The following is a 24,275-nucleotide window of genomic DNA, read 5'->3' on the forward strand; positions in this document are numbered from 1 at the left end:
GGGAGGGCGGCCACCCGCGGCACTCCCGTGCACAACAGAAGGGGGAAACCGATGACCCGGGTGCTGGTGGTCGAGGACGAACCACCACTCGTACGGGCTCTGGAGATCAATCTCAAGGCGCGCGGCTACGACGTGGAGAGCGCGCCCGACGGAGCACAGGCCCTGCGCTTGGCCGCCCAAAGCCCACCGGACGTGGTCCTGCTCGACCTCGGCCTGCCGGACATGGACGGCATCGACGTGATCACGGGGCTGCGAGGGTGGAGCCGGGCCTCCATCCTCGTGGTCTCGGCACGCCGGACCTCCGAGGAGAAGATCGCCGCCCTCGACGCGGGCGCCGACGACTACATCACCAAGCCCTTCAGCATGGACGAACTGCTGGCCCGGCTGCGGGCGGCGGCGCGCAGAATCGATACGGCGCAGTCGTCCGCCGAGCTCGCCATGATCGTGACGGAAACCTTCACCCTCGACCTCGCGGCCAAGAAGGCCCAGCGCGGCGAACGCGATGTCCGGCTCACCCCGACCGAATGGCATCTGGTGGAGGTGTTGGTGCGCAACAGCGGCCGGCTCGTCAGCCAGCAGCGGTTGCTGGAGGAGGTATGGGGCCCTTCCTCCAGCACGCAGACGAACTACCTCCGGGTCTACATGGCACAGCTCAGGCGCAAACTGGAAGCCGAGCCGGCCCGTCCCCGGCACTTTTCCACCGCGCCCGGCATGGGCTACCGCTTCGACCCCTGACGGCCTGGGCTTTGTGCCCTGAACAGAACGACTCAAAGGCGGGACCACGTGGGACGCGGCAAGCTTCGGATATACCTCGGCGCGGCACCGGGCGTCGGCAAGACCTACGCGATGCTCTCCGAGGCGCATCGCCGCGTGGAGCGCGGCACGGACTGCGTGGTGGCCTTCGTCGAGCACCACGACCGGCCGCGCACCGAGGTGATGCTCCACGGTCTGGAACAGATCCCGCGCAAGGAAATGGAGTACCGGGGCACCACCTTCACCGAGATGGACGTCGACGCCGTCCTCGCCCGCAGACCGGCCGTGGCGCTGGTGGACGAATTGGCGCACACCAACGTCCCCGGCTCGCGCAACACCAAACGCTGGCAGGACATCGAGGAGCTGCTGGAAGCCGGGATCCATGTGGTCTCGACGGTGAACATCCAGCACCTGGAGTCCCTCGGCGACATCGTCGAGTCGATCACCGGGATACGGCAGAAGGAGACCGTCCCCGACGAGGTGGTGCGCCGCGCCGACCAGATCGAACTGGTCGACATGTCCCCCCACGCGCTGCGCCGCCGCATGGCGCACGGCAACATCTACCAGCCGAACAAGGTCGATGCGGCGCTGTCGAACTACTTCCGGCCCGGAAACCTCACCGCGCTGCGTGAGCTGGCGCTGCTGTGGGTGGCCGACCGGGTCGACGAATACCTTCAGGAGTACCGCAGCGAACACCGGGTTTCGAGGATCTGGGGCTCGCGTGAGCGCATCGTCGTCGGCCTGACGGGCGGCGGTGAAGGCCGTACGCTCATCCGGCGCGCCGCCCGCCTCGCCGAGAAGGGCGCGGGCGGCGAGGTGCTCGCCGTCCACATCGCTCGCAGTGACGGCCTGAGCTCCGGATCGCCCAAGGAACTCGCCGTCCAGCGCACCCTCGTCGAAGACCTCGGCGGCACCTTCCACCATGTTCTGGGGGAGGACGTCTCCTCCGCGCTGCTGGAATTCGCGCGGGGCGTCAATGCCACCCAGATAGTCCTGGGATCCTCCCGCCGCAAGGCGTGGCAGTACGTCTTCGGCCCCGGTGTCGGCGCCACCGTCGCCCGCGACTCCGGACCCGACCTGGACGTCCACATCGTCACCCACGAGGAAGCCGCCAAGGGACGCGGGCTCCCCGTCACCCGCACCGCGCGGCTGGGCCGGTCGCGGATCATCTGGGGCTGGCTGACCGGAGTCATGGGGCCGGCGCTGATGACGCTGCTGCTGTTGAAGGGGGAAACGGGACTCGGTCTCGCCAACGACGTACTGCTGTTCCTGACGCTGACCGTGGCGGCGGCACTGCTCGGCGGCCTGCTTCCCGCACTGGCGTCGGCCGTGGTGGGATCCCTCCTGCTGAACTGGTTCTTCACCCCGCCGGTGGGCGAACTGACCATCGCGGACCCCAGGAACATCCTGGCGTTGGTCATCTTCGTGCTGGTGGCCGTCTCGGTGGCCTCCGTCGTCGACGTCGCCGCCCGGCGCACCCACCAGGCCGCCCGCCTGCGTGCCGAGTCGGAGGTCCTCTCCTTCCTGGCGGGCAGCGTCCTGCGCGGCGAAACCACCCTCGACGCCCTCCTGGAACGGGTCCGCGAGACCTTCGCCATGGACGCCGTGGCGCTGCTGGAGCGGAAGTCCGAGACGGCCCCCTGGACCTGCTCCGGCAGCGTGGGCGAGGCCGGCCCGCTCGTACGCCCCGAGGACGCGGACGTCGACATGCCCGTCGGCGACCACATGACACTCGCGCTCTGCGGCCGCGTGCTGCCCGCCGAGGACCGCCGCGTCCTGGCGGCCTTCGCCGCCCAAGCCGCCGTCATCCTTGACCGCCAGCGCCTGCAGTCCCAGGCCGACCACACCCGCAAACTCGCCGAGGGGAACCGCATCCGCACCGCCCTGCTCGCCGCCGTCAGTCACGATCTGCGGACTCCCCTGGCCGGTATCAAGGCTTCGGTCACCTCCCTGCGCTCCAACGACGTCGAATGGTCCGACGAGGACCGGGCCGAGCTCCTCGCCGGCATCGAGGAGGGCGCCGACCGCCTCGACCACCTCGTCGGCAACCTCCTGGACATGTCCCGGCTCCAGACCGGCACCGTCACACCGCTGATCCGCGAGGTCGACCTAGACGAGGTCGTGCCGATGGCCCTCGTCGGGGTGCCACAGGAAAGCGTCGTCCTCGACATCCCCGAGGCACTGCCGATGATCGCCGTCGATCCGGGCCTGCTGGAGCGCTCGGTCGCCAACATCGTCGAGAACGCGGTCAAGTACAGCCCCGACGGCGAACCCGTCCGCGTCTCGGCCAGCACGCTGGGCGACCGCGTCGAAATCCGCGTCGCCGACCGCGGCCCCGGCGTCCCCGACGACGCCAAGGACCGCATCTTCGAACCCTTCCAGCGCTACGGCGACGCCCCGCGCGGCGCGGGCGTCGGCCTCGGCCTGGCCGTCGCCCGCGGCTTCGCCGAAGCCATCGGCGCCACCCTCACCGCCGAAGAGACCCCCGGCGGCGGCATGACCATGGTCCTCACCGTGCCCACCGCTGCCGGCCACCCGCCGGCCGCGCCCGACCTCCCGGACGCGGTCACGTCGTAGCCGGCGGCACGGGCACCCGGCAGAGGGGCCGGCACCTCTTTACGCACGGGGGGCCGTCGGGTGTGGCTGGACCCCCGTCATCAGGAAGTCCAGACCGCGCCGGGTCGAGACCACCACGACCCGGTCACCGGCGCGCAGGATCCTGCCGTGCGCGGGACGCCAGTCGAAGCCCGGCCGGTCGAGAGGCAGGCCGCCGAGCATGTCCGTCGGTCCGGGAGAGGCGGCCTCGACGGCGGCGCCCACAGCCAGGACGCGCCATTCGTTCTTCCGGAATGCCTGGTGAACGGAGCACCCCTCCAGCTCCGGGTGGCCGGCGACGTCCATCGCGGTGAAGAGGAGGGAGCCGCGTTCGACCGGCATGATGCCCAGCACATGACGGCCCATCATGGCCGCCGCGAAGGGAAGCGCGGCGAGCGCCGAAACGCTGCGACTGCGGGTGGTGGCGTCGGGGTACGAGGCGCGCATCGTACGCGAGACGGTGGCCGCGAAGTCGTCGTCATAGAGCCGCATCACCACCCGTACCCGGGGGTTGCTCTCGCGCGCCGCCATCACGATGTCGAGATTCTCGCCGTCCTCGCGGGTGAGCACCAGCAGGGACTTGCTCTGGCGGATGCGCGCCCGGTCCAGGACGCCGGGAGCGCTGGCATCCTCCAGCAGCAGCGGCACACCGAGTTCGCGAGCCAGCGGGACGCCTCGCGCATGCGGATCCCGTTCTATGACCACTACCTGGTTTGCGGTGGTGCGCAGTTGCGCCAGCACCCGAGTGCCGATCTTGCCCAGTCCGACCAACACGATGTGGTCGCTCAGGTCGATGGCAGGCGGATGTCCCACGGCCCGCTCACGAAACGCCTCGGTGGCGTTCAGGGTCGCGGCGACCACCAGCGGCAGAACCGCCAAACCGACGAATCCGGCGACGAGTTGGAGCACGCGCCGAGCCGGCGACTCATCGGTGGCCGGGTCGCCCATGGTGAAGATGTCCAGCAGCGGCAGATACACCGACTTCCACAGCGGGCCGGGCTCAGCCAGTGCCGTGGCCACGGACAGCGCCAGCACGATCGCGGTCAGCGCACCGAAGACCGAAAGGACCTCGCGGGAGAGGAAGACCTTCCACGGCAGATGCGCCAGCCGCCTGCGCAGCCATCCGCCGTAACGCCGCCGGTCGCGCGATGGGGCCTCGGGCCGATGGTGATGGGTGACCTCCTCCAGCATGAGCCGGCCGTGGGTGAACTGCCGGTGGTAGGACGTGAACGTGTCGGGCAGCAGCTGGGTGCCCTCCGCCCCCGGCGTCTCCGGACTGTCCTCGCTCGCCGGGTCGTCCTGGTGCGCACCGGACAGCACCGCGAGGGTGGCCAGATCGGCGGACTGCGACGGAGTACTGGCGGGGCGCACGACCCCGCGGAAAACCTGGCCGTCCACCTGCAACGTGTCCCCCTGCCCGACCGCGGCGGCGGCCACCAGCTCGGGGACCGCGGTGTCGGTGTCGGACAGCACGGTGGTGGACATGTCGAGCGCGATGTCGTCGCTCCGGCCGAGCGCCGACACGGCCCGGTCCAGGAGCCGCTCGAGATGCTCACCGCGCTGTCGGTTGTACATGCGGATGACCAGGCGAATCGTGGGGTTGATGCTGCGGGCCAGCAATGCGGCGGCGAGGTTGACCTGGTCGTCGCGGTAGGCGAGGGCGAGCGCGGCCGCCCGCTCCACGCCCGCCGATCGCAGCGTCTGCTCGTCCGGACGGGCGGCCACCAGCAGCTCGACGGGTGACTGCGGATCCCGGTGCAGCGCGGCGATCTCCGGCGCGTGCCCCTCGCGCCGGGAGGGCAGCACGACGGTGACCGCCTCACCACAGACCGCGTCCAAGGTCACCGCGAGCCGATGCGCGAGCCCGTCGTCCCCACAGATCACCATGTGCTGAGAACGTTGCCCAAAGGGCATGCGCAGTTGGAGAGTTGATGTCACAACAGCAAGATCGTCGGTGTATGACATACGGTTCCATGACGCACATGAGTTCGCCATCAAGGTTCCGTATGGGCGGGAACGGCGGCCTCTCCCGGCAAGATCAACGGGGCCGCGACCGGCACCTTCACCACGCCATGCCCACCGCGGGCGGGCGGAGAACAGCCGTGGCGAGCTTGGCCGGGGCCCCGGGATCGCTGCCGGCGGCGCTCGGGACGAGACAGAGTGCGGCTGCCGGTGCGAGCCGGTGGTGGCTCATCGGCCGGCGTTTCCCGATGTCGCTACGGGGCGGTCAGGGCCGGCAGGGAGCCGAGTGGGGCAAGAGCGAATCCGACTCGTGTCCCGCCGGCCTGAACCCACACCGGAACCCGGGAGAAACCACAGCTCAGCAGACCCGTCCGCCACAAGCCTGCACGCCCGTTTCCGACGATCGGCGGCCTGTGGACTCTCAGATGCAGATCGGCGGGTTGTGACCGTACGGTCACAACCCGCCGACATGTGCGTAATTGCGTGTCCGAGGGGACTTGAACCATACGTACACGCCGGTGATGCGGGGCGAATTGCAATTGCCGTAGCCACATACGACCGACACGCACCTATGGCGCGCCGTGCAGGAATCCCCTCTCTTTACTGCAAGTTACTTCTCTGCAGGAGACTCGTAAATCAACCGTCCAAGTGAACGCTCGTGCCTCGGGCGGGCCGCTCCGAGGCTCCGTCAGCCAACCATGGCTGAACAGGGAGATCAGAAACGCGACCGCTGGCCCCTCCTGGCCGATCCGTCTGCGCACCACGGACAACACCCCTGCCACCACGCCCCAGCACCAGACACCAAAGCGAGGATTGGTCGCGCCATGTCGGCGGGGAGGACGGCGGCGAAGACGCCGTCTGGGACGCGGAACGCGGCTCACCCCCTGCGTCGGCCGGGACCACGCTTTGGTGATCGGTGAGCTGGCTCCGGTGGCGCTGTTGCTGCGGCGGGCGGGCCGCTGTTGGTGGCACGAGGCTTGGTGGGTCCAGCACCGGCGCCCATGCGGGACGGCCTCGCGACGGCGGCGGGAGTGGTCGAGTATCGGAGTCCGGCCTGGGGCTGGGGATCGCGACGGCCACCATCGTGTACGCCTTCCTCTCGGCGCACATGCAGTGACACGTGGGCCCCTGCAAGCCCGGCCCGGACGCCGGACCCGCAGGAGGAGTCCGCCTCGCAGGCGAGGAAGAACGCGCCTCAGACCAGGGCATCGGAGGGCGGCAGACGCGACACAGGGTCGGGGAACCGTCCACGAAGGCACGAGGGGCTTCCTGATCGACCGGCGGCAGATACCTTGGTCCGGTGAACCATGTGGCAGCTGCATCGCAGGACGACGTCCCCGTCACGAGCCGGGAGCAGGACGCCGTGCGGATCCTGCTCCTGATCAACGGCGCGAGCGAGACTCCGACCGGAGCCGACCTTGCCGACCCGGGGCTCACGGACGCGGTAGGCGTCGTCCGGACGCAGGTCAGGCTGCAGAAGCTCGACTTTTGGCTCCGCAATCCGGACTACCTGGCCGATGAGCTGCTCACCGACTACGAGAGCAGCCAGGAACCAGGTCTCTTGCGGTGGGCCGGCAGGATTCTGGACTCCGAGGAGCCGGAGGTCCGCCGCTACCCCATGCTGCGCCACCACTTCGGCGCGTACGAGCCACTGGACGACGCCCTCGCCGTCCTGCGCAGTGCTGGTCTCGTGGTCCGTCGGCGCCGGGGCACCGTCAACCGCGTCCGCCAGCACGACTACTACCTGCTGGACGCCGGCCGGCAGGTAGTACACGACATCGTCAGCGCGGCGCCCGAATTCAGGTACTACGTCGACAGGGTTGCCCTGGTCATCGCACTCGCCGATGGCCTGGGGGGCAGCGACTTGAAAGCCCGGCAGTACCTGCAGCGAGAGTACGCCGAGACGGCGCGTGGCACACGGATCGGTTCCGTGAGCACACAGGCGCGGGAACGACTGGACAGGTTGCGAGCTCAGGCAGAGATGAACAGCGTGGAGGCGGGAGAATCGTGAAGGGCACCGAGGCGTCGCTGGAATCCAGGATCGCCGTTGCTTCGGGTATGACCGTCGAGAATGTCCGAGACGTCTTCAACACGTACGGTCTTCCGCTGGTGAACACTCCGGCCCGGCTGCGGGGGCTTCGACTGCATCGGCTGCGGGTGTCCGGCGTGCGCACAGGAAGCCTCGATCCCGGTCCCTTTGACACGACCTTGCGCTTCTCCTCGGGGCTCACTGCCCTGGTGGCCGCGAACCTGAAGGGCAAGACCAGTGTCCTGGAGCTGATCACCTGGTGCCTGCGCGGTGTCCCCCGGGGCCTGCAGGCCGGAGTGCGGCACTGGCTGACCGAGTTGGATCTCGACGTGGTTGTCGCGAGGCACCCGATGGGCTTCCGACTCGACCTCATGGACGGGGAGATCACTTCCGCTGTCGTTCTGACGTCCCCGGATGTCCAAGCACTGGAGGCCGTGCGCACACCCGACCCGGCGCGCGACATCATACCCGCGGTCAGGGCCAACAGTTCGGACAGCTTCGCCAGCCAGGTCCAGGCCCTCATGATGGACCGGCTCGATCTGCAGCCCCTGGTCAACAGTTTCAACGAGACCGGCACCCAGACTCATGGCTGGCCGTCGTACTACGGATCGATCTACCTGCCCACAGGCGGGGACAAGGTGCTGTTGGGGGACCAGGCCATGAGCGGTCTGCCGGGCCGGCTCTTGCAGGTATTCCTGGATCTGCCGGCTGCGGCGACCCTGACCCGCGTCAAGACTGCCTACGACGTGCGCACCGCCGCGTACCAGAACCGTCGCACTGCGGCGGAAGAGGCGGTGAGCGCACGCCAGGCCGAGCGGGAACAAGTCGAAGCAGACCTGGGCGCGGCTCGCGCGCGCCTTGCGGCCCTTGGCCCGGCGGACGACGGCGCATCGCTCGCCGAACTGGCCGCGCAGGCGGCCACACTGGCGCGCCAGGTCGCCGACTCCCAGGAATCGTGGCAGGAGTTGATGCAGGCGCACCGCAGGGCCCGCAAGCAGCGGCAGCGCGATGCAAAGACCCTCAACGATGTCACCGAGAGCGCCACGGCACGCCTGCTCTTTCACGGATTGGACCCCAAGGCGTGTCCTCGGTGCGATCAGGAGATCGCTGAAGACCGCAAGTCCGATGAGCGGGACTCTCACGCGTGTGCCGTGTGTTTGCGCCCTGTCGCGGGGGACGACGAGATACCCGAGGAAGTCACCGCCGAGGCCAGCCAGCGGCTGTCCGAGTCCGTCATCGCGGAGGACGAAGCACACGAGGCACTGGAGGAGGCGGAGGCAGCCCTTGCCCGCCTCACCCACGACCTGGAGGCCGTCGAGGAGCGGCTGCGAAGCGCCCGCGCCGTCACGCAACTGCCGGAGCGGCTGATGGCGCAGGAAGCGGTGTTGCGGCTGGAGGGTGCGCTGTCGGTGTTCCCGCAGCTTCCGGCGGTGGCCGAAGACCCTGTCGAGGCAACGACGATCAAGGTCCTGGGGGCCGGCACCCAGGTACTCGAAGGTGACAGCAAGAGCGCAGCTTCCATCCTCTTCGCAGAGGTCAACAAGGAGATTCTGCAGCTCGGACGCAGGTTCGACATCACCTCTCTGGAAGCTGTGGAGATCGACCGTTCGGCCCGGCTGAGGGTCGTTAAGGACGGCGGCGTCAAGGACTGGTTCGGCAAGCAGAGCGCGGGTGAGCGGCTGCGACTGCGCATCGCTGTCGTGATTGCGCTGCTGCGGGTAGGCGCCAGGCACGGGATCTCCACGCATCCTGGTCTGCTCCTGATCGACAGCCCGAAGGCCGAGGAGGTCCAGGACCTGGATGCCCACACCCTGCTGCGGGAGCTGTTCATCCTGGCGGCGGAATCCGATCTCCAGGTACTGATCACTACGGCAGACTCGGCGTTGGCCCACGACGTGCTCCGGGACGATCACATCTTGGAAGCCGCAGCCGGCAAACCATTGTGGTGACGGTGAACATGCCGCTGGAGGGAGGTTGGACATGACGCAGCTCGCCGGGCGATTGAGCGATCTGGCGGGCTCCGGCCAGATGATCACCTTCGAAGCTGTGGGTCTGCCCGAAACCGTGGTGCACGGTGAAGTCGCAGAGGTGGCGTCCGGCCCCTACGCGCCACTGCTCGCTGAGGCCATCACCCACGCCTTCGACCATGGCGATCGCGTATGGGACCAGGCGGCGGCACAGTTCTCCGCAGGCTTTGCCAGGCAGCTCAGCGTCCTGCATCTGACCTCGGCTCTGGAGACACTGCTCGGCAGTACGAACACAGCGAAGGCCCTGGCCAAACCCCTCAACGGAGCTCTCCTGACCGGCCTGTACGAGGCAGTCCAGTCCGTGCCGCTCCTGGCGGCCGCGCGGCTAGAGGGAGCGGTCCGGCTCGCCGTTTCCAAGATGGTGAGCCCCATAAAGGTGTGGGGCGCCCTCGAAGAGCTGGACATACAAAGCCCGGAGGACTTCCTCGAGCGTCTTCCGCGCATTCTCGGTCTCGCCCTGGACTGCTGGTCCCAGGACGAACAGCTCATCACGGAGACCGTGCGCTCTCTGCTCACACGACTCGCCGCCGACGAAGCCAGCGACGTTGACGCCTTCGTAGAACTCGGCTGTGACCACCTGCGATCCGCTCTGTCCGCGCAGTCGTTGGACGAGGTCAGTGAGCACATCAGCACCGCCCGGGAATGGTTCAACGCGGCTGAGGCCGCAGAGGAGGCCCGCCATGACGCCCAGGCCTACGCCGCCGTCTGCGACGCCGTCCTCGCCTTCGCCGCCGGGAACGCGACGGCAGTCGCCGCCGCGGCGGCGCGCCTGGAAACAGCGCTGCAACGCAGGGACGCGGGGCACTGGGGCATGCATCAACCCGCATGGCTGCAGCCCCAACTCGCAGCGGAAGTGGCCTGGGGGCGGCTCGTCCTGCGCCTGCACCGTGCCGCGGAACTCCTGCAGGACGACGTCTGGATGGAGCCGTGGACAGCCTTGGACGACGTCCTGAGCGCCTACAGCGCGACCCGCACGGTGCGTCCCCTGGGCAGTCAAGACGGGCCAGGACTCGCCCTGCTGGTTGAGCCGGCAGTGGAGGATTCCTTCTTGCGGCGCCAGGCGCTGCTGGCTCAGCTGCGCCGAGCCGCGTCAGCACCGGAACAGCACCCCGGTACCGGCTTCGACCACCCCACTGCCGCGGTCCTGGTGGCCAACATCGATCGCCGTAGTGCCTCCGCGAAGGCGCAGGCCGGCCGCGAAGCCCACACATCTGCTGGGGACGGCGCAGATGAGAGCAGCCCCTCCGAGAACGACGTAGACCGCGCGCACCGGTTTGCGCCCACCACCGTCAGAAAGCTCGGAATCGACTTCGCCTCCGCCCTCGCGCACAACATCAGCGATGAGGCCCTGGTGACGATCGACGGCCTCACCCACACCGAGGACCTCGCCCGGCTGCGCAACTCCGATCCCGTCGTGGTGCCCTTGCTCAACCGGTTCCTGACACAGTTGAGCGTCTTCCCCGACTTCACCGGCGAGACACGGCGCACCTTCTCTCTTCTGGTCGAGCAGACCTTGCTGTTCCTCAAAGCGGCAGCCGATCTGGATACCGCTACCGCGTTCGGCGAGGGCCGCTTCGACACCAACAACAAGAAGATCAGGATCCGGGATTACCGGCGCCGCTACAACAAAGCCGACGGCGATGCGGTACCCGTGGAGAACGACCTCCAACAGCACTTCTTCCACTGGCTGCTCACCGGGCAGCTGGGCGCTTTGGCCCAGGTCGAGCCCATCAACCAAGCACTCGGCCGAGCCGATGTCCTCGTCAGCTTCGGACCCCTCCAATACCTCACAGAGGTCAAGAAGAACCACACGACCAGTGATCGGGACGACCTGGAAGGGAAATACCTGGCGCAGGCAGCCGAGTACAGCAACACCAACGTCCCGTTCGGACAGCTGCTGGTGCTCGACCTGACGGAGAAGACCAAAGCCGGCAGCCTTCGCGTGGACGAGCTCGCCTGGGTGACCTCGCACCGGCCGCCAGGCGCCTCCGTTGATCGCGCCGTTGTCGCAGGCATTGTCACCGGGAACCGCTTTACCCCAAGCGACTTCTCATAGGGCGAGGTTGGCCAGACCTCTCGGGTGCCTCGCGCATCCTCCGCCGACGGCCCGGACTCATCCGGGCCCCGAGGCCCTGGACCTGTCCCGGCGAGACCACGTGGGGGCAATCGCTTCTACATCAGCAGAGCACTGCCGGATCCCCGCTCGCCATGGACCACACGCTGCCACACCGCCGCGGGCACCGTCACCACCAGAAGAGTGTCCAGCGCGTCCACACCGTCCTCACGGACCAGATCGGACGCCTCCTCCTCCACGGGGAAGTCGCCCTGCAGAGCGTCGCAGCGCTGGCAACCGTTGCTCAGGTAGCGCCCATTCGCGGTGGAACTCCACCGCGGCTTGATGGACTCGGCGATCTTCTCGAACCGTGCGCCCGCCAGCAGCGGCTTGACCCAGGCCCGGGCGTCCTCGTCCACCCAACGGGCCCAGCGGTCAGTCCGGGCAGGACGCGACGGATACAGCCCCACCACACACACGGTGCTCTCCTTGCACTTCCAGCACTCCCGGCTGAGCGCCAGAATCCGCAAGGAAATAGCCGGGGCGCATCCGGGCGGCACCACATCCGGGATCCAGGGGTCCGTGCCGAACTGGTCGCTGTCGTCCCAGCGTTCATACCGAAACGCGACAACCTGGCACACCGGGCACTGGACACCCCGCTTGCCGTCGTCATCGGGAACCAGGACACCAGCCCCGGCCTCCACCTGAACCGAACACTCCATGCACAAGCCCGCAAAGCGATTGGCCGCGGAGCCCCCCGTCGCGGCGTCGGCCGGCTGCACGGCGGCGGCCCCGCCTTCTTGCGGAGCATCGGCCGGGCAGTAAACCAGCCACCGGTCCCCCCGACGGACGCGAACACCGGCGCCTGCCTGTACGTACACCTCACAGTGCCCGGCCGCGCACACCGCCGCGTACTTGTTTGAAGGCAGTCGGCCCACGCCCCGCTCCCCACGTCACTCAATCGGTCACGATCCGCTGGCTCCCGGGCGATGCACCCGGGAGGCCCTCTCACAGTAACCACCACCAAACCGCGCGCTGCACCGATGGCTCGGCGGCAGCCCTGCTGCGCTTCCTCATCACCGAGTACAACCGCCTGACGGACGCGACAAAAACTCACCGCCCCTGATCCGAGCGGGCACGGCGGACGACTGGCCCTCTGAGCAGAGCCGGAGGTACCACGGACCACCGTCATCTGCCGTGCCCGCCGCACCCCACCCGGAACCCGTCCATGACCCGATTCGCTTTCGCCGGTCGCTGCTCCACCGAGGACCTCCAAGACCCCAAGACGTCCCGCAACTGGCAGCTCACCCGCGCCCGCACCCTCATCGAACCCACCGGCGGCGACATCGTCGCCGAGTACTTCGACGCCGGCCACTCCCGTGCCCTGCCCTGGCAACGCCGCCCCCAAGCAGCCGCCCTCCTGTCGGCCCTCCGCGACCCGCACCGAGGCTTCGATGCCGTCGTCATCGGCGAACCCCAGCGCACCTTCTACGGCAACCAGTTCAGCGACACCTGCCCCCTCTTCGTCCACTTCGACGTCCCCCTGTGGGTCCCGGAAGTCGGCGGGCCGATCGATCCGAAAAACGAGGCCCACGACCTGGTCATGTCGGTCTTCGGCGGCATGAGCAAGGGCGAACGCAACCGCATCAAGATCCGCGTGCACACGGCCATGGCCTCCCAGGCAAAATCGAAGGCCACTACCTCGGCGGCAGACCCCCCTACGGCTACTGGATCGCCGACGCCGGCCCACACCCCAACCCGGCCAAGGCCGCCGACGGCAAACGCCTCCACCGCCTTGAACCTGATCCCGAGACCGCCCCGGTCGTCGTCCGCATCTTCACCGAATACCTCCGCGGCAAGGGCGACTACGCCATCGCCGAAGGACTCACCCGCCACGGCATCCTCTGCCCCTCCGCCCACGACCGCGCCCGCAACTCGCACCGCGACGGACACGCGTGGTCCAAGAGCGCCGTCCGGGCCATCCTCATCAACCCCCGCTACACCGGCCACAAAGTCTGGAACAAACAGCGCAAGGACGAAGTCCTCCTCGACATCGACGACGTCACCCTCGGCCACCGCTCCAAACTCACCTGGAACACCCCCGACCAGTGGATCTGGTCCACCCACCCCGCCCACGAACCCCTCGTCACCATGGAGACCTTCACTCGCGCCCAAGCCCGGCGGCACAAGCGCAGCCAAGACCGCACAGCCGAAAGCGGCCCCCGCACCACCACCCGCCCCGACGCCCTACGCGTCCGCATCCGCTGCTCCCTGTGCCAGCGCAAGATGCAGGGCACCTTCAATCACGGTCACCCCCACTACCGCTGCCGCTACCCCTCCGAGTACGCGAATAGCGAAGCCTTCGACCACCCGCTGGCCGTGTACGTCCGGGAGGCTCCCATCCTGGGCGAGCTCGACAAGTGGATCGCGACGCTCTTCGCCCCGGGCCGCTTGAAGGCCACGTTGCAGGCCATGCAACAGTCCCAACGAGCCCACGTCGCAGCCGAGCCCGACCTCGGCGTAGCCCGGCGGGCCATCGCGGAATGTGACCGGCGCCTCGCCCAGTACCGGGCCGCCCTCGACGCCGACGCCACCCCCACCATCGTCGCCGGCTGGATCAGCCAGGCCGAGACCGACAAAGCCGCCGCGCAGCACCAGCTGGCCACAGCCCGAGCCGCACGGCGAACGGTCCTGACCGACGAGCAGATCACCCACATGATCAAAGCCCTCGGCGACCTCACCGACCGACTCCTAGCCGCCGACACCGGCAGCAAGGTCCCGATCTACGAAGAGTTCGGGCTTGAGCTGACCTACAACGCGAAGAAGCGGGTTGTGACCGTTGAGTCACAACCCGCTTCATCCGTGTATCTAAGAACGTGTCCGAGGGGACTGGAACGATACGCACATGCCGGTGATGCGGGGTGAATTGCTGCTGCCGTAGGGCAATCGAGGCCAGAGCGAAGGCCCGCAAACCCTCGAACGCCTGCAGGGCGACCGGCAAGACGCCCACACCGCGTTACGCCCCAGCTCACGGGAGCTGGGGCCCGTTCACTAGTTCTTCTTCTTGCGGATCTTCCCAAATACCGCCTTTACAGCGTCCGCCGCCCGCTCAGCGAGATCTTGAAGCGCCAGCAGCCGCCCTTCAACGCGGTTGCGGAGGCGCAGCCGTAGGCACGTCCAGCGCAGCCATCCCGGCAACTCCCAGAAGGGAATGAAGGTCATCGCGTCCTTGACAGCGGTGTCTGCTACACCACCGAGTCCTTCGGCGCGTAGTTCCGCGTAGATTTCCAGGGTAAGGGTGCCGAATAGCCGGGCCATGTCGCCTGTGGCCACGAAACCCAGGCTGCGCACTGCGGGATCCGATGAGCGCAAGGCGCGTAGTACTCGTGGTGCTACCACGTCGACGTCATCAGAGTTCAGCACCAGCCCGACCACGGCCGTACCCACACGCTTCTCGCCTCGGTCGAAGGCCGCGTCGACCTCAGCCGGATCACGGATCCCGATCAATCCGGCACCGGTCTCCCAGTCCAGGTCGTCCGACACGTCGACTCCTCTTCTCCTCTTCATGTCCGTCATTCACAGGGCGGTGGCAGCACTCGCTGCTTCTTGAGGTTGTTGATCATTCCAGCCCGCTTCAACTTGGTGAGATCGCCCTCCGAGACACTGTCGGAGGGATATTTCGACTGGACATGGCCGTGGTAGGTCTCGGTGATGCTGCCGTCTTTGTGTTCCATCATCTCGTGCCGGTCCAGGACGACGATCTCGTTGTTCTTGTGGTCGACGCCTAGTCGGCGTGTGACCTTGGGGTTGTTCGGGTCAAGGTCAATGGACCGGTCAAGCGCAGCTTGACCGTCTGCGGGCGCCCGGCCTATCTCCCGCCCCCGCGAAGAGCTCGCTGATGAACCGTGCTTCTTGTAGGTCGAGTCGTCATAGATACGCGTGATCTTCTTGGCCAGGCCCAGCGGGTCCATCCATCGCAGTGGATTGTCCACGTACGCGTGATGGTTGGGGGCCGGTTCCAGACCGAGTGGGTCGGGCGAGAGGTAGCGGGCGGAGTCGGGGTCGTAGTAGCGGGCGAGGTTGTAGTGCAGCCCGGTCTCGGCGTCGAAGAACTGGCCCGGGAACCGCAGGGGACAGTCCAGGCCGTGCCGGCTCGTTCCGTGGGTCGTGGAGTGGCCCCAGAGGGTGGCGGACGCGCGCCATGCGATCTCGCCGCTGAGGGTGACCAGCTCACGCGGGGTCCCGATCAGGTCGGTGACGATGGCGTGGAAGCGGCGGTTGACTTCCGATTGCGGAAGCTCGTCCTTGGTCTCCCACACCCTGTCGAGTTGGGTGGCGGCCCGGTGCGTGCCCGGGTCCCAGTCCCAGGTCCGGGACGATGCCTGGTTCGGGACCACGGTGAGCTGTTCCGCCAGGTTGACGCCGTCCCAGCTGAAGAACACCCGCTCCGTGACGCCGCCGTCCCGGTCCGTGCGGGTCTTGCTCACCCGGCGGCCGAGCGCGTCGTAGCCGTAGGACCAGGTCGCTCCGTCCGGAGTGACTGCCCGGATGAGCCGGTCCTCGGCGTCCCAGGTGTACTGCCAGTCCCGTTCCTGTCCGGAGAGGGTGCGTCGCGTTGCCCGTACGAGGCGTCCCTGGGCGTCGTGCTGGTAGGTCGTGCGCCCGGCGGCGCGCACCAGGGTCCCGGTGTGCTCGCGTGTGCCCTGCACGGCGTCGTCCGCGGCGGGGTATGCCGCCTGGGCCAGGTTTCCCAGGCTGTCGTAGGCGTAGGACTCCGTCCAGGTCGCTGCGCGTAGGGCGGTGACCCGGCCGGCCGCGTCGAGCGAGAAGCTTCGGGTGCCGTCCAGGTCGTCGACGATCTCGGTGGGCAGGCCGTCCGCGCGATAGGTGTAGGAGCGGCTCTGCACCTTGCGATGCTCCGGGGCCGCCCCGTTGCCCGCCGTTGTGGGATCCACGGCCCAGATGGCCTGGCCGGCGAGCTGGTGTGCGCTGTCCCAGCTCTGGGTGAGGGCGGCGGCGGTGCCGAAGAAGCGGGTGGTCTCGCGCCCGGCGGCGTCGTAGCGGAAGGTCAGGTTGCCGCCCAGGGTGGCCAGCGTGGCCGGCAGCCCGGCCGCATCGTACGTCCACTCCGATGGGACGCCGGTCGGCGTCACCCGGCGGGTCCGGCGGCCTGCCGCGTCGTAGCTGTTGGTCAGGACGCGGCCGTCGATGCTTTCCGTCAGCGGCCGTCCCAGGACGTCGTAGGTGTACTCCAACGCGCAGTCGGGTGTGGTGGCGCGGATCAGCCGGGCCGCGCGGTCGTACGCGTAGGTGGTGGTCGCCCCGTCACCGGTGGTGCTGCTGACCACTCGGCCGACCGCGTCACGGAGGTACCGCACGCTCTGGCCGGCCCCGTTGACCCGCTCGGTCAGGCGTCCGGCGGCGTCGCTGCCATAGCGCAGGGTGCGGTTGTTGAAGTCCGTCTCGGTGGTCAGGCAGCCCGTCTCGTCGTAGGTGTACGACCAGGTGAGGCCGGCGGGGTTGGTCACGGCGACCAGGCGCAGTTCGCTGTCGTGGTCGAAGAGGTAGCGGGAACCGTCGGGGTCGATCCGCTGGCTGGGCATGTCGAACGCACCATAGGCGTAGGCGGTCGTTCCGCCCGCAGGGTCGCGGTGCGCGGTGAGGTTGCCCTCCGGGTCGTACTCCCACTCCTCACGCGATCCGTCGGCGGCGACCCGCCACGCCAGGTCTCCCTCTGTGGTCCATCCCTGCCGCACGGTCCCGCCCACCGCGTCGGTGGCGGTGACCACCCGTCCCCAGGCATCCCGTTCCAGGCTGACGGTGCCGCCGCCGGCGGCTGTGATCCGCAGTGGCAGCCCGGCGGCGTTCGGCTGGTAGCGCGTGGTGGCGCCCAGAGCGTCGGTCCGGGACACGCGGCGGCCCTGCTCGTCGTAGGCAAACCTGGTCACCGCGCCGGCTGGATCGGTGGAGTCGGTGAGGTTGCCCCGGGCGTCGTAGGCGTACCTCCACACCGTTCCGTCGCGGTTCTCCACCCGTACGGGCAGCCGCAGCTCGTTGTAGTCGATCGACACAGCCGTGCCGTCCGGCCAGTCGATGCGCAACGGCTCACCGTGCGCATCGCGGGTGTAGTGGGTGGTGTTGCCCAACTCGTCGGTGTGCGAGGTGAGGCGGCCATACGGGTCGTAGGTGGTGTGGACACTGTTCCCCGCTGGGTTCACCGTGCGCACCACGTGATCGTGCTGATCGTAGTGGTACGCGGTGCGCTGCCCCAGGCTGTCGGTGACGGTGGTGATCCGCTGCACCGTGTCATAGCCGAATGTCGCGGAGAGCCGGTTGTCGGGACCGATGCCCGCTGATACGCGCCCGGTCTGCGGGTCGTATGCGTAGGTGTAGCTGTAGCCGTTGCGGTCAGTCCACGACGTGATCCGGTCAGCGGAGTCGTAGGCGTAGACCAGCGGTCGGCCTGAGGCGTTGATGACATCCGTGAGCCGGCCGTGGACGTCGTAGGCATACGTCATGAGGGTCGTGCCCTGCAGGGCGTGGGTACCGTCAAGAAGCCTCAGGGCCTCGACGCGTATGCCTGCTGGGGTGTGCACGATGTCGACGGCGACGCGGTAGCCGCCGCTGTGCTCGATGCCGGTCGGGAAGCCGTCATCGTCATGGAGGCAGCTGATGCGGTGCCCGTTGCGGTCGGTCAGCGCGGTCAGCGGCCGCACCGCGCTTCCGTCCGGGACGGCGTCAAAATGCCGCGTCCAGCCGGTTTCCGGGTCCTCGACCCGGAGGGTGTCGCTCGCCTCGTCCCAGAACAGCGGCCATCGGGCACCGTGCTCGGGAAACACAGGCTCGTCCGCGGCCACCGGACGCGGGTAGTGCAGGATCTCGGCGTCGTCCCCCACGTATTGGATGCCACGGGCGTCGACCTCCACCCGTACGTCGAGCGTCGAGGACCAGCCGGGACCGAACAGCCTCCCCGCCTGGTATCCGGAGGCGTACGAGCGGCGCAGCACCAGGGGCAGCAGGCCCGGCAGGTCCACATCGGTCTTCGAGGTGATCATCTGGCCGGACACCACGTCCACCGGGTCGCCGCCGGTCCGGCAGCTGCCGTTGCCCTCCGAAGCCTGGCCGGGACGGCTGGTGCCGCCCGTCGAGGAGCCGGCACCGGCCCGGCCACCGCTGGACGGCCGACCACCGCCGCTCGCGCCGCGGGGCGCGTGCGGCATGTCTTCCTTGCGCCCCTTGAGGAGATTCTCAAGTTCCCGGGCGTGCTTGGCGTCGTTCTCGGCGTGGTTGGTGGCGACCTTCTTCAGCCGGCCCCCGGCATCGTGGTACAGGTCCTGGACGGCCTTGCTCGCATCCTTGGCAAGGGCCTTGCCCAGCTTCTCCGCGCCGTGCTCCAGCGCCTTGACGATCCGGTTGCTCACTCGAAGCTCACCCCCGCGGCCTTCGACTCGAACTCAGCGGCATGCGACGCCACCGTCCGCGCATGCCCGCGCAACACCTCGGCGCGCTTGTGCAGCTCCTCCGGATGGATGGAGAAACTCGCCCCCACACCACCCCCGCCCCCACCGCCGGAGACGCCAAGCGCGGATTCGGCGGCCTGGAAGACCATGCCGCTCACCGCCTTGCCGACCACCTCCACCAACGGATTGATCGCCGCCTCGACGACCTGGCCGATGATGTACTGCTCCAACTGGTCCTCAAGGAACTTGATGAGCTTCCTGCCGGCGGCGATGACCAGCGCCTCGGCCGCCTCCGCGATCCCCAGCGTGGCCACCGCCGCCGCCTGGTCGGCCACGAATGTGATGGCCAGCACGATCAGCTCACCGATCGCCTCGACCTTCATCGCCACGATCGTGTCAGCCGCGACGTCCAGCGCGGTGGCCACCGTGTGGCAGGCATTGACCAGCTCCGTCATGTGCCCGTCGGACAGCTGCCCCCACTTGGCCAGCAACGCCTCGTACGACGCCCCCTGATACACCTCGGCCAACTGGTGGATGGTCGAGGTCGAGTCCTTGTGGGTGTCGTCCAGCTTCTGCGCGAAGTCCCTTACATGGGTGGCGAATTCGCGGACCTTGTCCTCGTTGATGTTCGGCCAGTTCACCCCGATGAACTGAAGGAACGACACCACCTCATCCGGCAGCTCAATCGCCATTCGGAATCCCCCTGCCACTTACATCCCCCTTGGTGGAACGTGCCGCCTACAGGGCATCAGACTTGCACCAAGAGATGGCAACGAGATAGCCATGAAATGTCACGGATAGCCCCATCGACAGGTCAGGCGGCGAGCCCTCGTCGGCGGATACGCGGTGCCGCTGCTGATCGAGAACGAGGGTACTGAATGCGCCCGCCGCCTTCTCTGCGCCGGCCTGCCACGAGGCCGTTGAGTGCACCATGGGCCGGACGGGCGTTCCTGGACAGCGGCCGCGTCCCCGAACGTGCCGCAGTCCGTCCCGTATGACGCGAGCACGAGCCTCAGGGGCGTCGCACACCGTTGGGTTTCGCGACTACTAACGCTCCACTTGCAGGATCGGTCCACCGTGAACACGTACACGGGCTTCCGCGCTGGGGCAAGGTTCCCGAAATGCACCCAGGCTGGGCAGCGGGTGCCCTCGACCCACACCAGCTCGCCCCGACGAGATTTCACCACGTTCGTGCACCTGTGCGCTGGTGATACCCCGTCGCTTACTGGGTATCCGGCCTCATAGCTGGAAGGGCGCTCCAGCTGGTGTTGGCGCTCCTCAGCTCCATCGTGAAGGGGCAACTGACCGCGCAAGCGGAAACGGCGTCTGGATGTGGTCTGTTACGGACTGTCGCCCAGATGCGGACGAAGTGGCACACCTGTAGAGAGGTGGCGCGCATGGCGTTGGAGGCTTCAGCCACCGGTCCCACCCCCAACACCCCGGTTGCGCACAGCCCACTGGCGGGTTGGGCTCGCGACCATGGACGGTCACGATCTGCCACGATGATGCAGGCCCCTGCGGGGCAGCTGCGGTTCGCGTTCTACGGCCGGGTCTCCACCGAAGACCACCAGGATCCCGCTACCTCGCGGTCCTGGCAGCTGCTGCAGGCGCAGTCGGTGACGTCCGGGTACGGGCAGGTGGTGGCGGAGTTCTTTGACATTGGCCACAGCCGGGTGCTGCCGTGGGCGCGCCGCCCGGAAGCCGCTGCCTTGCTCGCGGCGATGGCCGACCCCGACCGGGATTTCGACGCGATCGTCATCGGTTCCTGTGAGCGCGCCTTCTACGGCAACCAGTTCGCAACGATGGCGCCACTCTTCGAGCACTACGGCGTGGCGCTGTGGGTACCAGAGCTGGGCGGTGCCATCGACCCGGCTCTGGTCGGCCACGAGGAACTGATGATCCTCCTGGGAATCCTGTCCAAGCGGGAGATCGCCCGCGCAAGGATCCGGGTACGCAGCGCAATGACCGTGCAAGCCCGCGACCAAGGCCGCTATCTGGGCGGACATCCACCCTACGGGTACCGACTGGTGGATGCCGGCCCGCACCCCAACCGCTCCTTCGCTCGCCGTGGGGTCCGGATCCGGCGCCTGGACATCGATCCGGAGTGCGGCCGGATCGTCAGGTGGATCTTCGCTCAACGGCTTGCCCGGCACAGCGTCGCCCGCATCACGCGGGCCCTGAATGACGCAGGCATCCCCTGCCCGTCCGCGGCCGACCCCGAGCGCAACCCGCACCTCTCGGGTCAACGATGGAGCCTGACCTCGGTGCGGGCCATCCTCGGCAACCCCCGCTACACCGGCCGACAGGTGTGGACCCGCCAGCACACCGACCACGAGCTGCTCGACCCGGACAACACCGGGCTCGGGCATCGCGACGTCATGCGCTGGAACGCCCCCGAGGCTTGGGTCATCTCCACCAAGCCCGCACACCCGGCGCTGGTCAGCGAAGCCGAATTCGTCACCGCACAGCACACCCGAGCGGCCAGGGAGACAGCACCAGGCCGGACCTACCTGCTAGCAGGGCTGCTGCGCTGCGGGGTGTGCGGCCGACGGATGGATTCCTGCTGGTCGAACCACCGGCCCGCCTATCGCTGCCGCCACGGACACACCAGCGCCACCCCACCCGACCTTGACCGGCCTCGGAATGCGTATGTGCGCGAGGATCACATCCTGCCGCACCTGCCCGCCCTGCTCATCCGGCTCACCGCCACCGCCCCGGACGGAAAACTCCCGCAACCGGGCAGCAGCGCCCCGTCCACCGAAGCCGATGCTGCCGAGTGGCTCCGGGCGAAGGCACTCACGCTGACCTTCGACCCAGCAACCAGAACACTGGCTGCCGACACTCCACGAGCAGAAAGGATCACCATCGGCTGAATGCAACCCGCAACCTGCACGAGAAACCGAAGGGAGGAGAACAGGAGGAGCTGAAACAACAAGCGCCCGCTCCCGGGCGGAAGCCCGAGGCGGGTGCCAGTTACGCCTGCCCGCGAAGCGGGCACCGTGTGCGGTAGGTGTGTCCGAGGGGGGACTTGAACCCCCACGCCCGATAAAGGGCACTAGCACCTCAAGCTAGCGCGTCTGCCATTCCGCCACCCGGACTTAGGTGATCTCCGCAGGGCGTTCCCCGCGGCGACATGGACAACAATACCAAGGTTTCGGAGTGGCCTTCACCTGCGTATCCACGCTGGGCATAGGTGCTGCTTATGGGCGTCGGGGGCAAGCCGTGGAGCAGCGGGCGGGCGGATGACACCCGCTTCTCGCCGTCCCGCAGGCCGTCGCCTCGCGGCAGCCGCAGGCGCCCGGATGGCGGGATCAGCGTGGTTGCCCGCGCTTCCCCTGGACAACGGGCGAGCGGTGAGAGATAACGGTTCATACAGTATTCGTCGACGGGCGACTGTATACAGTTCACAGCGTCCAGGTCCCTGGCCCGGAGAACAGCCAGTCGCCACCCCAGGCCCCGGCCGAAGGCACAGCGACAGCACCCCGAAGGGAAGCGATGCACATGTCCCGAGACAGGCGAGATGCCGAGAGCACCCCCGCGACTCAGGACGGCCGAGGCAGGCAAGGCACCCGAGACAGACGGGAGACCCAAGGCAGCCAGGACAGGCAAGGCTGCCAAGACACCCGAGACAGCCGAGACGCGCAGGGCGTCCGGGCCGCTCTGGGCGGCCGGGTGGTTCAGGAGCCGGAGGACGGGGGCGCGGATACCCGGCGCCTCGTCTCCGGTGGGCATTTGGTTGCTCGGGCGCTGAAGAGCGAAGGGGTCGAGGTGGTCTACACGCTGTGTGGGGGGCACATCGTCGATGTCTACGACGGGTGTGTGGATGAGGGGATCGCGGTGGTGGATGTGCGGCATGAGCAGGTGGCTGCGCATGCGGCGGATGGGTATGCGCGGTTGACTGGGCGGCCGGGGTGTGCGGTGGTCACGGCTGGGCCCGGGACGACGGACGCGGTGACCGGCGTCGCCAATGCGTTGCGGGCCGAGTCGCCGATGTTGTTGATCGGGGGCCAGGGGGCGCGGAGTCAGCACAAGATGGGAGCGCTCCAGGACCTGCCGCACGTCGAGATGATGACGCCGATCACCAAGTTCGCGGCGACCGTGCCGGACACCGCGCGGGTCGCGGACATGGTCTCGATGGCGTTCCGGGAGTGCTTCCACGGTGCGCCGGGGCCGTCGTTCCTGGAGATTCCGCGTGATGTGCTGGACGCGAGGGTGCCGGCCGAAACGGCGCGGGTGCCGCGGGCCGGGCACTACCGAGCCTCGACCCGTTCGGCCGGTGATCCGGAGGACGTGCAGCGGCTGGCCGATCTGCTGGTCCGGGCGGAGAAGCCGGCGATCCTGCTGGGCAGTCAGGTCTGGACGACGCGCGGGACGGATGCCGCGGTGGAGCTGGTGCGCGCGCTGAACATCCCGGCGTATATGAACGGGGCCGGGCGCGGGACGCTGCCGCCCGGCGATCCGCACCACTTCCAGCTGTCGCGGCGGTACGCGTTCGCCAACGCCGATGTCCTCGTGATCGTGGGGACGCCGTTCGACTTCCGGATGGGGTACGGCAAGCGGTTGTCGGCCGAGGCGACGGTGGTCCAGATCGATCTGGACTACCGGACGGTGGGCCGGAACCGGGACGTCGATCTCGGGATCGTGGGGGATGCCGGACTGGTGCTCGGGGCAGTCGCGGAGGCCGCGTCCGGGCGGATCGACGGTGGTGCCGCGCGGCGCAAGGAGTGGCTGGACGAGCTGCGCGCCGTGGAGCAGGCGGCGTTGGACAAGCGGTTGCCGCAGTTGCGGTCGGATGCCTCGCCCATCCATCCCTATCGGCTGGTGAGTGAGATCAATGACTTTCTGACTGACGATTCCATTTTCGTGGGGGATGGTGGGGACGTTGTCACGTTCTCCGGTCAGGTGGTGCAGCCCCGGTCGCCCGGGCACTGGATGGATCCCGGGCCGCTCGGCACGCTCGGCGTCGGCATCCCCTTCGTGCTCGCCGCCAAGCAGGCCCGGCCGGAGAAGGAGGTGGTCGCGCTCTTCGGGGACGGTGCGTTCAGTCTGACGGGGTGGGATTTCGAGACGCTGGTCCGCTACGACCTGCCGTTCGTCGGCGTCGTCGGCAACAACTCCTCGATGAACCAGATCCGTTACGGCCAGCGGGCCAGGTACGGCGCGGCGCGGGAGCGGGTCGGCAACACCCTCGGTGACGTGCCCTACGACAAGTTCGCGCAGATTCTCGGGGGTTACGGCGAGGAGGTGCGGGATCCGGCGGACATCGGGCCCGCGCTGCGGCGGGCGCGGGAGTCCGGCAAGCCCTCGCTGATCAATGTGTGGATCGATCCGGACGTGTACGCCCCCGGAACGATGAACCAGACCATGTACAAGTAGGGAGCGGGAGGAGTCCGTCG

General features: G+C 68.3%; 13 protein-coding genes, 1 tRNA gene and 1 pseudogene. 9 read left to right on the forward strand and 6 right to left on the reverse strand.

The window, feature by feature from the left end; genetic code table 11:
• Positions 1–51 precede the first annotated feature (51 nt).
• Positions 52–735, forward strand: coding sequence for a response regulator (locus tag ACRAS8_RS07105; protein WP_438484926.1), 684 nt, complete (start codon positions 52–54; stop codon positions 733–735).
• Positions 736–783: 48 nt separating this feature from the next.
• Entirely contained in the window at positions 784–3,330 is a 2,547-nt protein-coding gene (locus ACRAS8_RS07110) for an ATP-binding protein (protein ID WP_438484928.1), read from the forward strand.
• Positions 3,331–3,369: 39 nt separating this feature from the next.
• Here ACRAS8_RS07110 and ACRAS8_RS07115 read toward each other — a convergent pair whose 3' ends face one another.
• The gene (locus ACRAS8_RS07115) at positions 3,370–5,235 is read right to left on the reverse strand and encodes an NAD-binding protein (RefSeq protein WP_438484930.1); all 1,866 of its coding nucleotides are present in this window, start codon (positions 5,233–5,235) and stop codon (positions 3,370–3,372) included.
• 1,375 nt (positions 5,236–6,610) lie between these two features.
• Between ACRAS8_RS07115 and ACRAS8_RS07120 the strand changes: the two genes are divergently transcribed.
• The 3 genes from ACRAS8_RS07120 to ACRAS8_RS07130 are packed head-to-tail and all read left to right on the forward strand — an operon-like array spanning position 6,611 to position 11,422.
• A complete protein-coding gene (locus tag ACRAS8_RS07120) occupies positions 6,611–7,321 on the forward strand; it encodes a hypothetical protein (protein WP_438484932.1) in 711 nt (236 codons plus the stop codon).
• Positions 7,318–9,288 (forward strand): hypothetical protein, encoded by a 1,971-nt coding sequence (locus ACRAS8_RS07125; RefSeq protein WP_438484934.1) that lies wholly within the window; start codon positions 7,318–7,320, stop codon positions 9,286–9,288. Before ACRAS8_RS07120 ends, ACRAS8_RS07125 begins: the two co-directional genes overlap by 4 nt.
• Positions 9,289–9,319: 31 nt before the next feature.
• On the forward strand, positions 9,320–11,422 hold the full coding sequence (locus ACRAS8_RS07130; protein ID WP_438484936.1) for a hypothetical protein: 2,103 nt from the start codon (positions 9,320–9,322) through the stop codon (positions 11,420–11,422).
• Between the two features lie 116 nt (positions 11,423–11,538).
• On the opposite strand, the gene ACRAS8_RS07135 is transcribed toward ACRAS8_RS07130, so the two are convergent.
• Positions 11,539–12,357 (reverse strand): hypothetical protein, encoded by an 819-nt coding sequence (locus ACRAS8_RS07135; RefSeq protein WP_438484938.1) that lies wholly within the window; start codon positions 12,355–12,357, stop codon positions 11,539–11,541.
• A gap of 290 nt (positions 12,358–12,647) precedes the next feature.
• Here ACRAS8_RS07135 and ACRAS8_RS07140 point away from each other — a divergent pair.
• Positions 12,648–13,049 (forward strand): annotated as a pseudogene (locus ACRAS8_RS07140) (recombinase family protein); the annotation flags it as partial.
• The gene (locus tag ACRAS8_RS07145; RefSeq protein WP_438484940.1) at positions 12,965–14,344 is read left to right on the forward strand and encodes a recombinase family protein; all 1,380 of its coding nucleotides are present in this window, start codon (positions 12,965–12,967) and stop codon (positions 14,342–14,344) included. The pseudogene ACRAS8_RS07140 and the gene ACRAS8_RS07145, both read left to right, overlap by 85 nt.
• 126 nt (positions 14,345–14,470) lie before the next feature.
• Here the strand turns inward: ACRAS8_RS07145 and ACRAS8_RS07150 are convergent, their stop codons facing one another.
• From ACRAS8_RS07150 to ACRAS8_RS07160, 3 genes are read right to left on the reverse strand one after another with little or no spacing between them, the layout of a single operon-like run.
• Complete coding sequence (locus ACRAS8_RS07150; protein WP_438484942.1) at positions 14,471–14,962, reverse strand: hypothetical protein; 492 nt, start codon at positions 14,960–14,962, stop codon at positions 14,471–14,473.
• Between the two features lie 29 nt (positions 14,963–14,991).
• Complete coding sequence (locus tag ACRAS8_RS07155; protein WP_438484944.1) at positions 14,992–18,840, reverse strand: DUF6531 domain-containing protein; 3,849 nt, start codon at positions 18,838–18,840, stop codon at positions 14,992–14,994.
• Positions 18,837–19,571 carry a WXG100 family type VII secretion target gene (locus tag ACRAS8_RS07160; RefSeq protein WP_438484945.1) on the reverse strand — a complete coding sequence of 245 codons (735 nt, stop codon included), beginning with the start codon at positions 19,569–19,571 and terminating at the stop codon, positions 18,837–18,839. The genes ACRAS8_RS07155 and ACRAS8_RS07160 overlap by 4 nt, the downstream gene beginning before the upstream one ends.
• 666 nt (positions 19,572–20,237) lie before the next feature.
• On the opposite strand from ACRAS8_RS07160, the gene ACRAS8_RS07165 reads away from it, so the two are divergent.
• Positions 20,238–21,752, forward strand: coding sequence for a recombinase family protein (locus ACRAS8_RS07165; RefSeq protein ID WP_438484947.1), 1,515 nt, complete (start codon positions 20,238–20,240; stop codon positions 21,750–21,752).
• A gap of 140 nt (positions 21,753–21,892) precedes the next feature.
• Here ACRAS8_RS07165 and ACRAS8_RS07170 read toward each other — a convergent pair.
• Positions 21,893–21,977 (reverse strand) — tRNA-Leu (locus ACRAS8_RS07170).
• 403 nt (positions 21,978–22,380) lie between these two features.
• On the opposite strand from ACRAS8_RS07170, the gene ACRAS8_RS07175 reads away from it, so the two are divergent.
• Entirely contained in the window at positions 22,381–24,255 is a 1,875-nt protein-coding gene (locus tag ACRAS8_RS07175; RefSeq protein ID WP_438484949.1) for a thiamine pyrophosphate-binding protein, read from the forward strand.
• Positions 24,256–24,275: the final 20 nt, after the last annotated feature.

This window comes from Streptomyces sp. S186, from assembly GCF_051603415.1.
Lineage (GTDB): Bacteria > Actinomycetota > Actinomycetes > Streptomycetales > Streptomycetaceae > Streptomyces.

What these genes read in the sequence shown, in the direction of transcription:
- ACRAS8_RS07115 (WP_438484930.1), bottom strand. Translation starts at nt 5,235, where the DNA reads ATGGTGATCTGTGGGGACGACGGGCTCGCGCATCGGCTCGCGGTGACC.
- ACRAS8_RS07130 (WP_438484936.1), top strand. Translation starts at nt 9,320, where the DNA reads ATGACGCAGCTCGCCGGGCGATTGAGCGATCTGGCGGGCTCCGGCCAG.
- ACRAS8_RS07175 (WP_438484949.1), top strand. Translation starts at nt 22,381, where the DNA reads ATGTCCCGAGACAGGCGAGATGCCGAGAGCACCCCCGCGACTCAGGAC.
- ACRAS8_RS07165 (WP_438484947.1), top strand. Translation starts at nt 20,238, where the DNA reads ATGCGGACGAAGTGGCACACCTGTAGAGAGGTGGCGCGCATGGCGTTG.
- ACRAS8_RS07105 (WP_438484926.1), top strand. Translation starts at nt 52, where the DNA reads ATGACCCGGGTGCTGGTGGTCGAGGACGAACCACCACTCGTACGGGCT.
- ACRAS8_RS07160 (WP_438484945.1), bottom strand. Translation starts at nt 19,571, where the DNA reads ATGGCGATTGAGCTGCCGGATGAGGTGGTGTCGTTCCTTCAGTTCATC.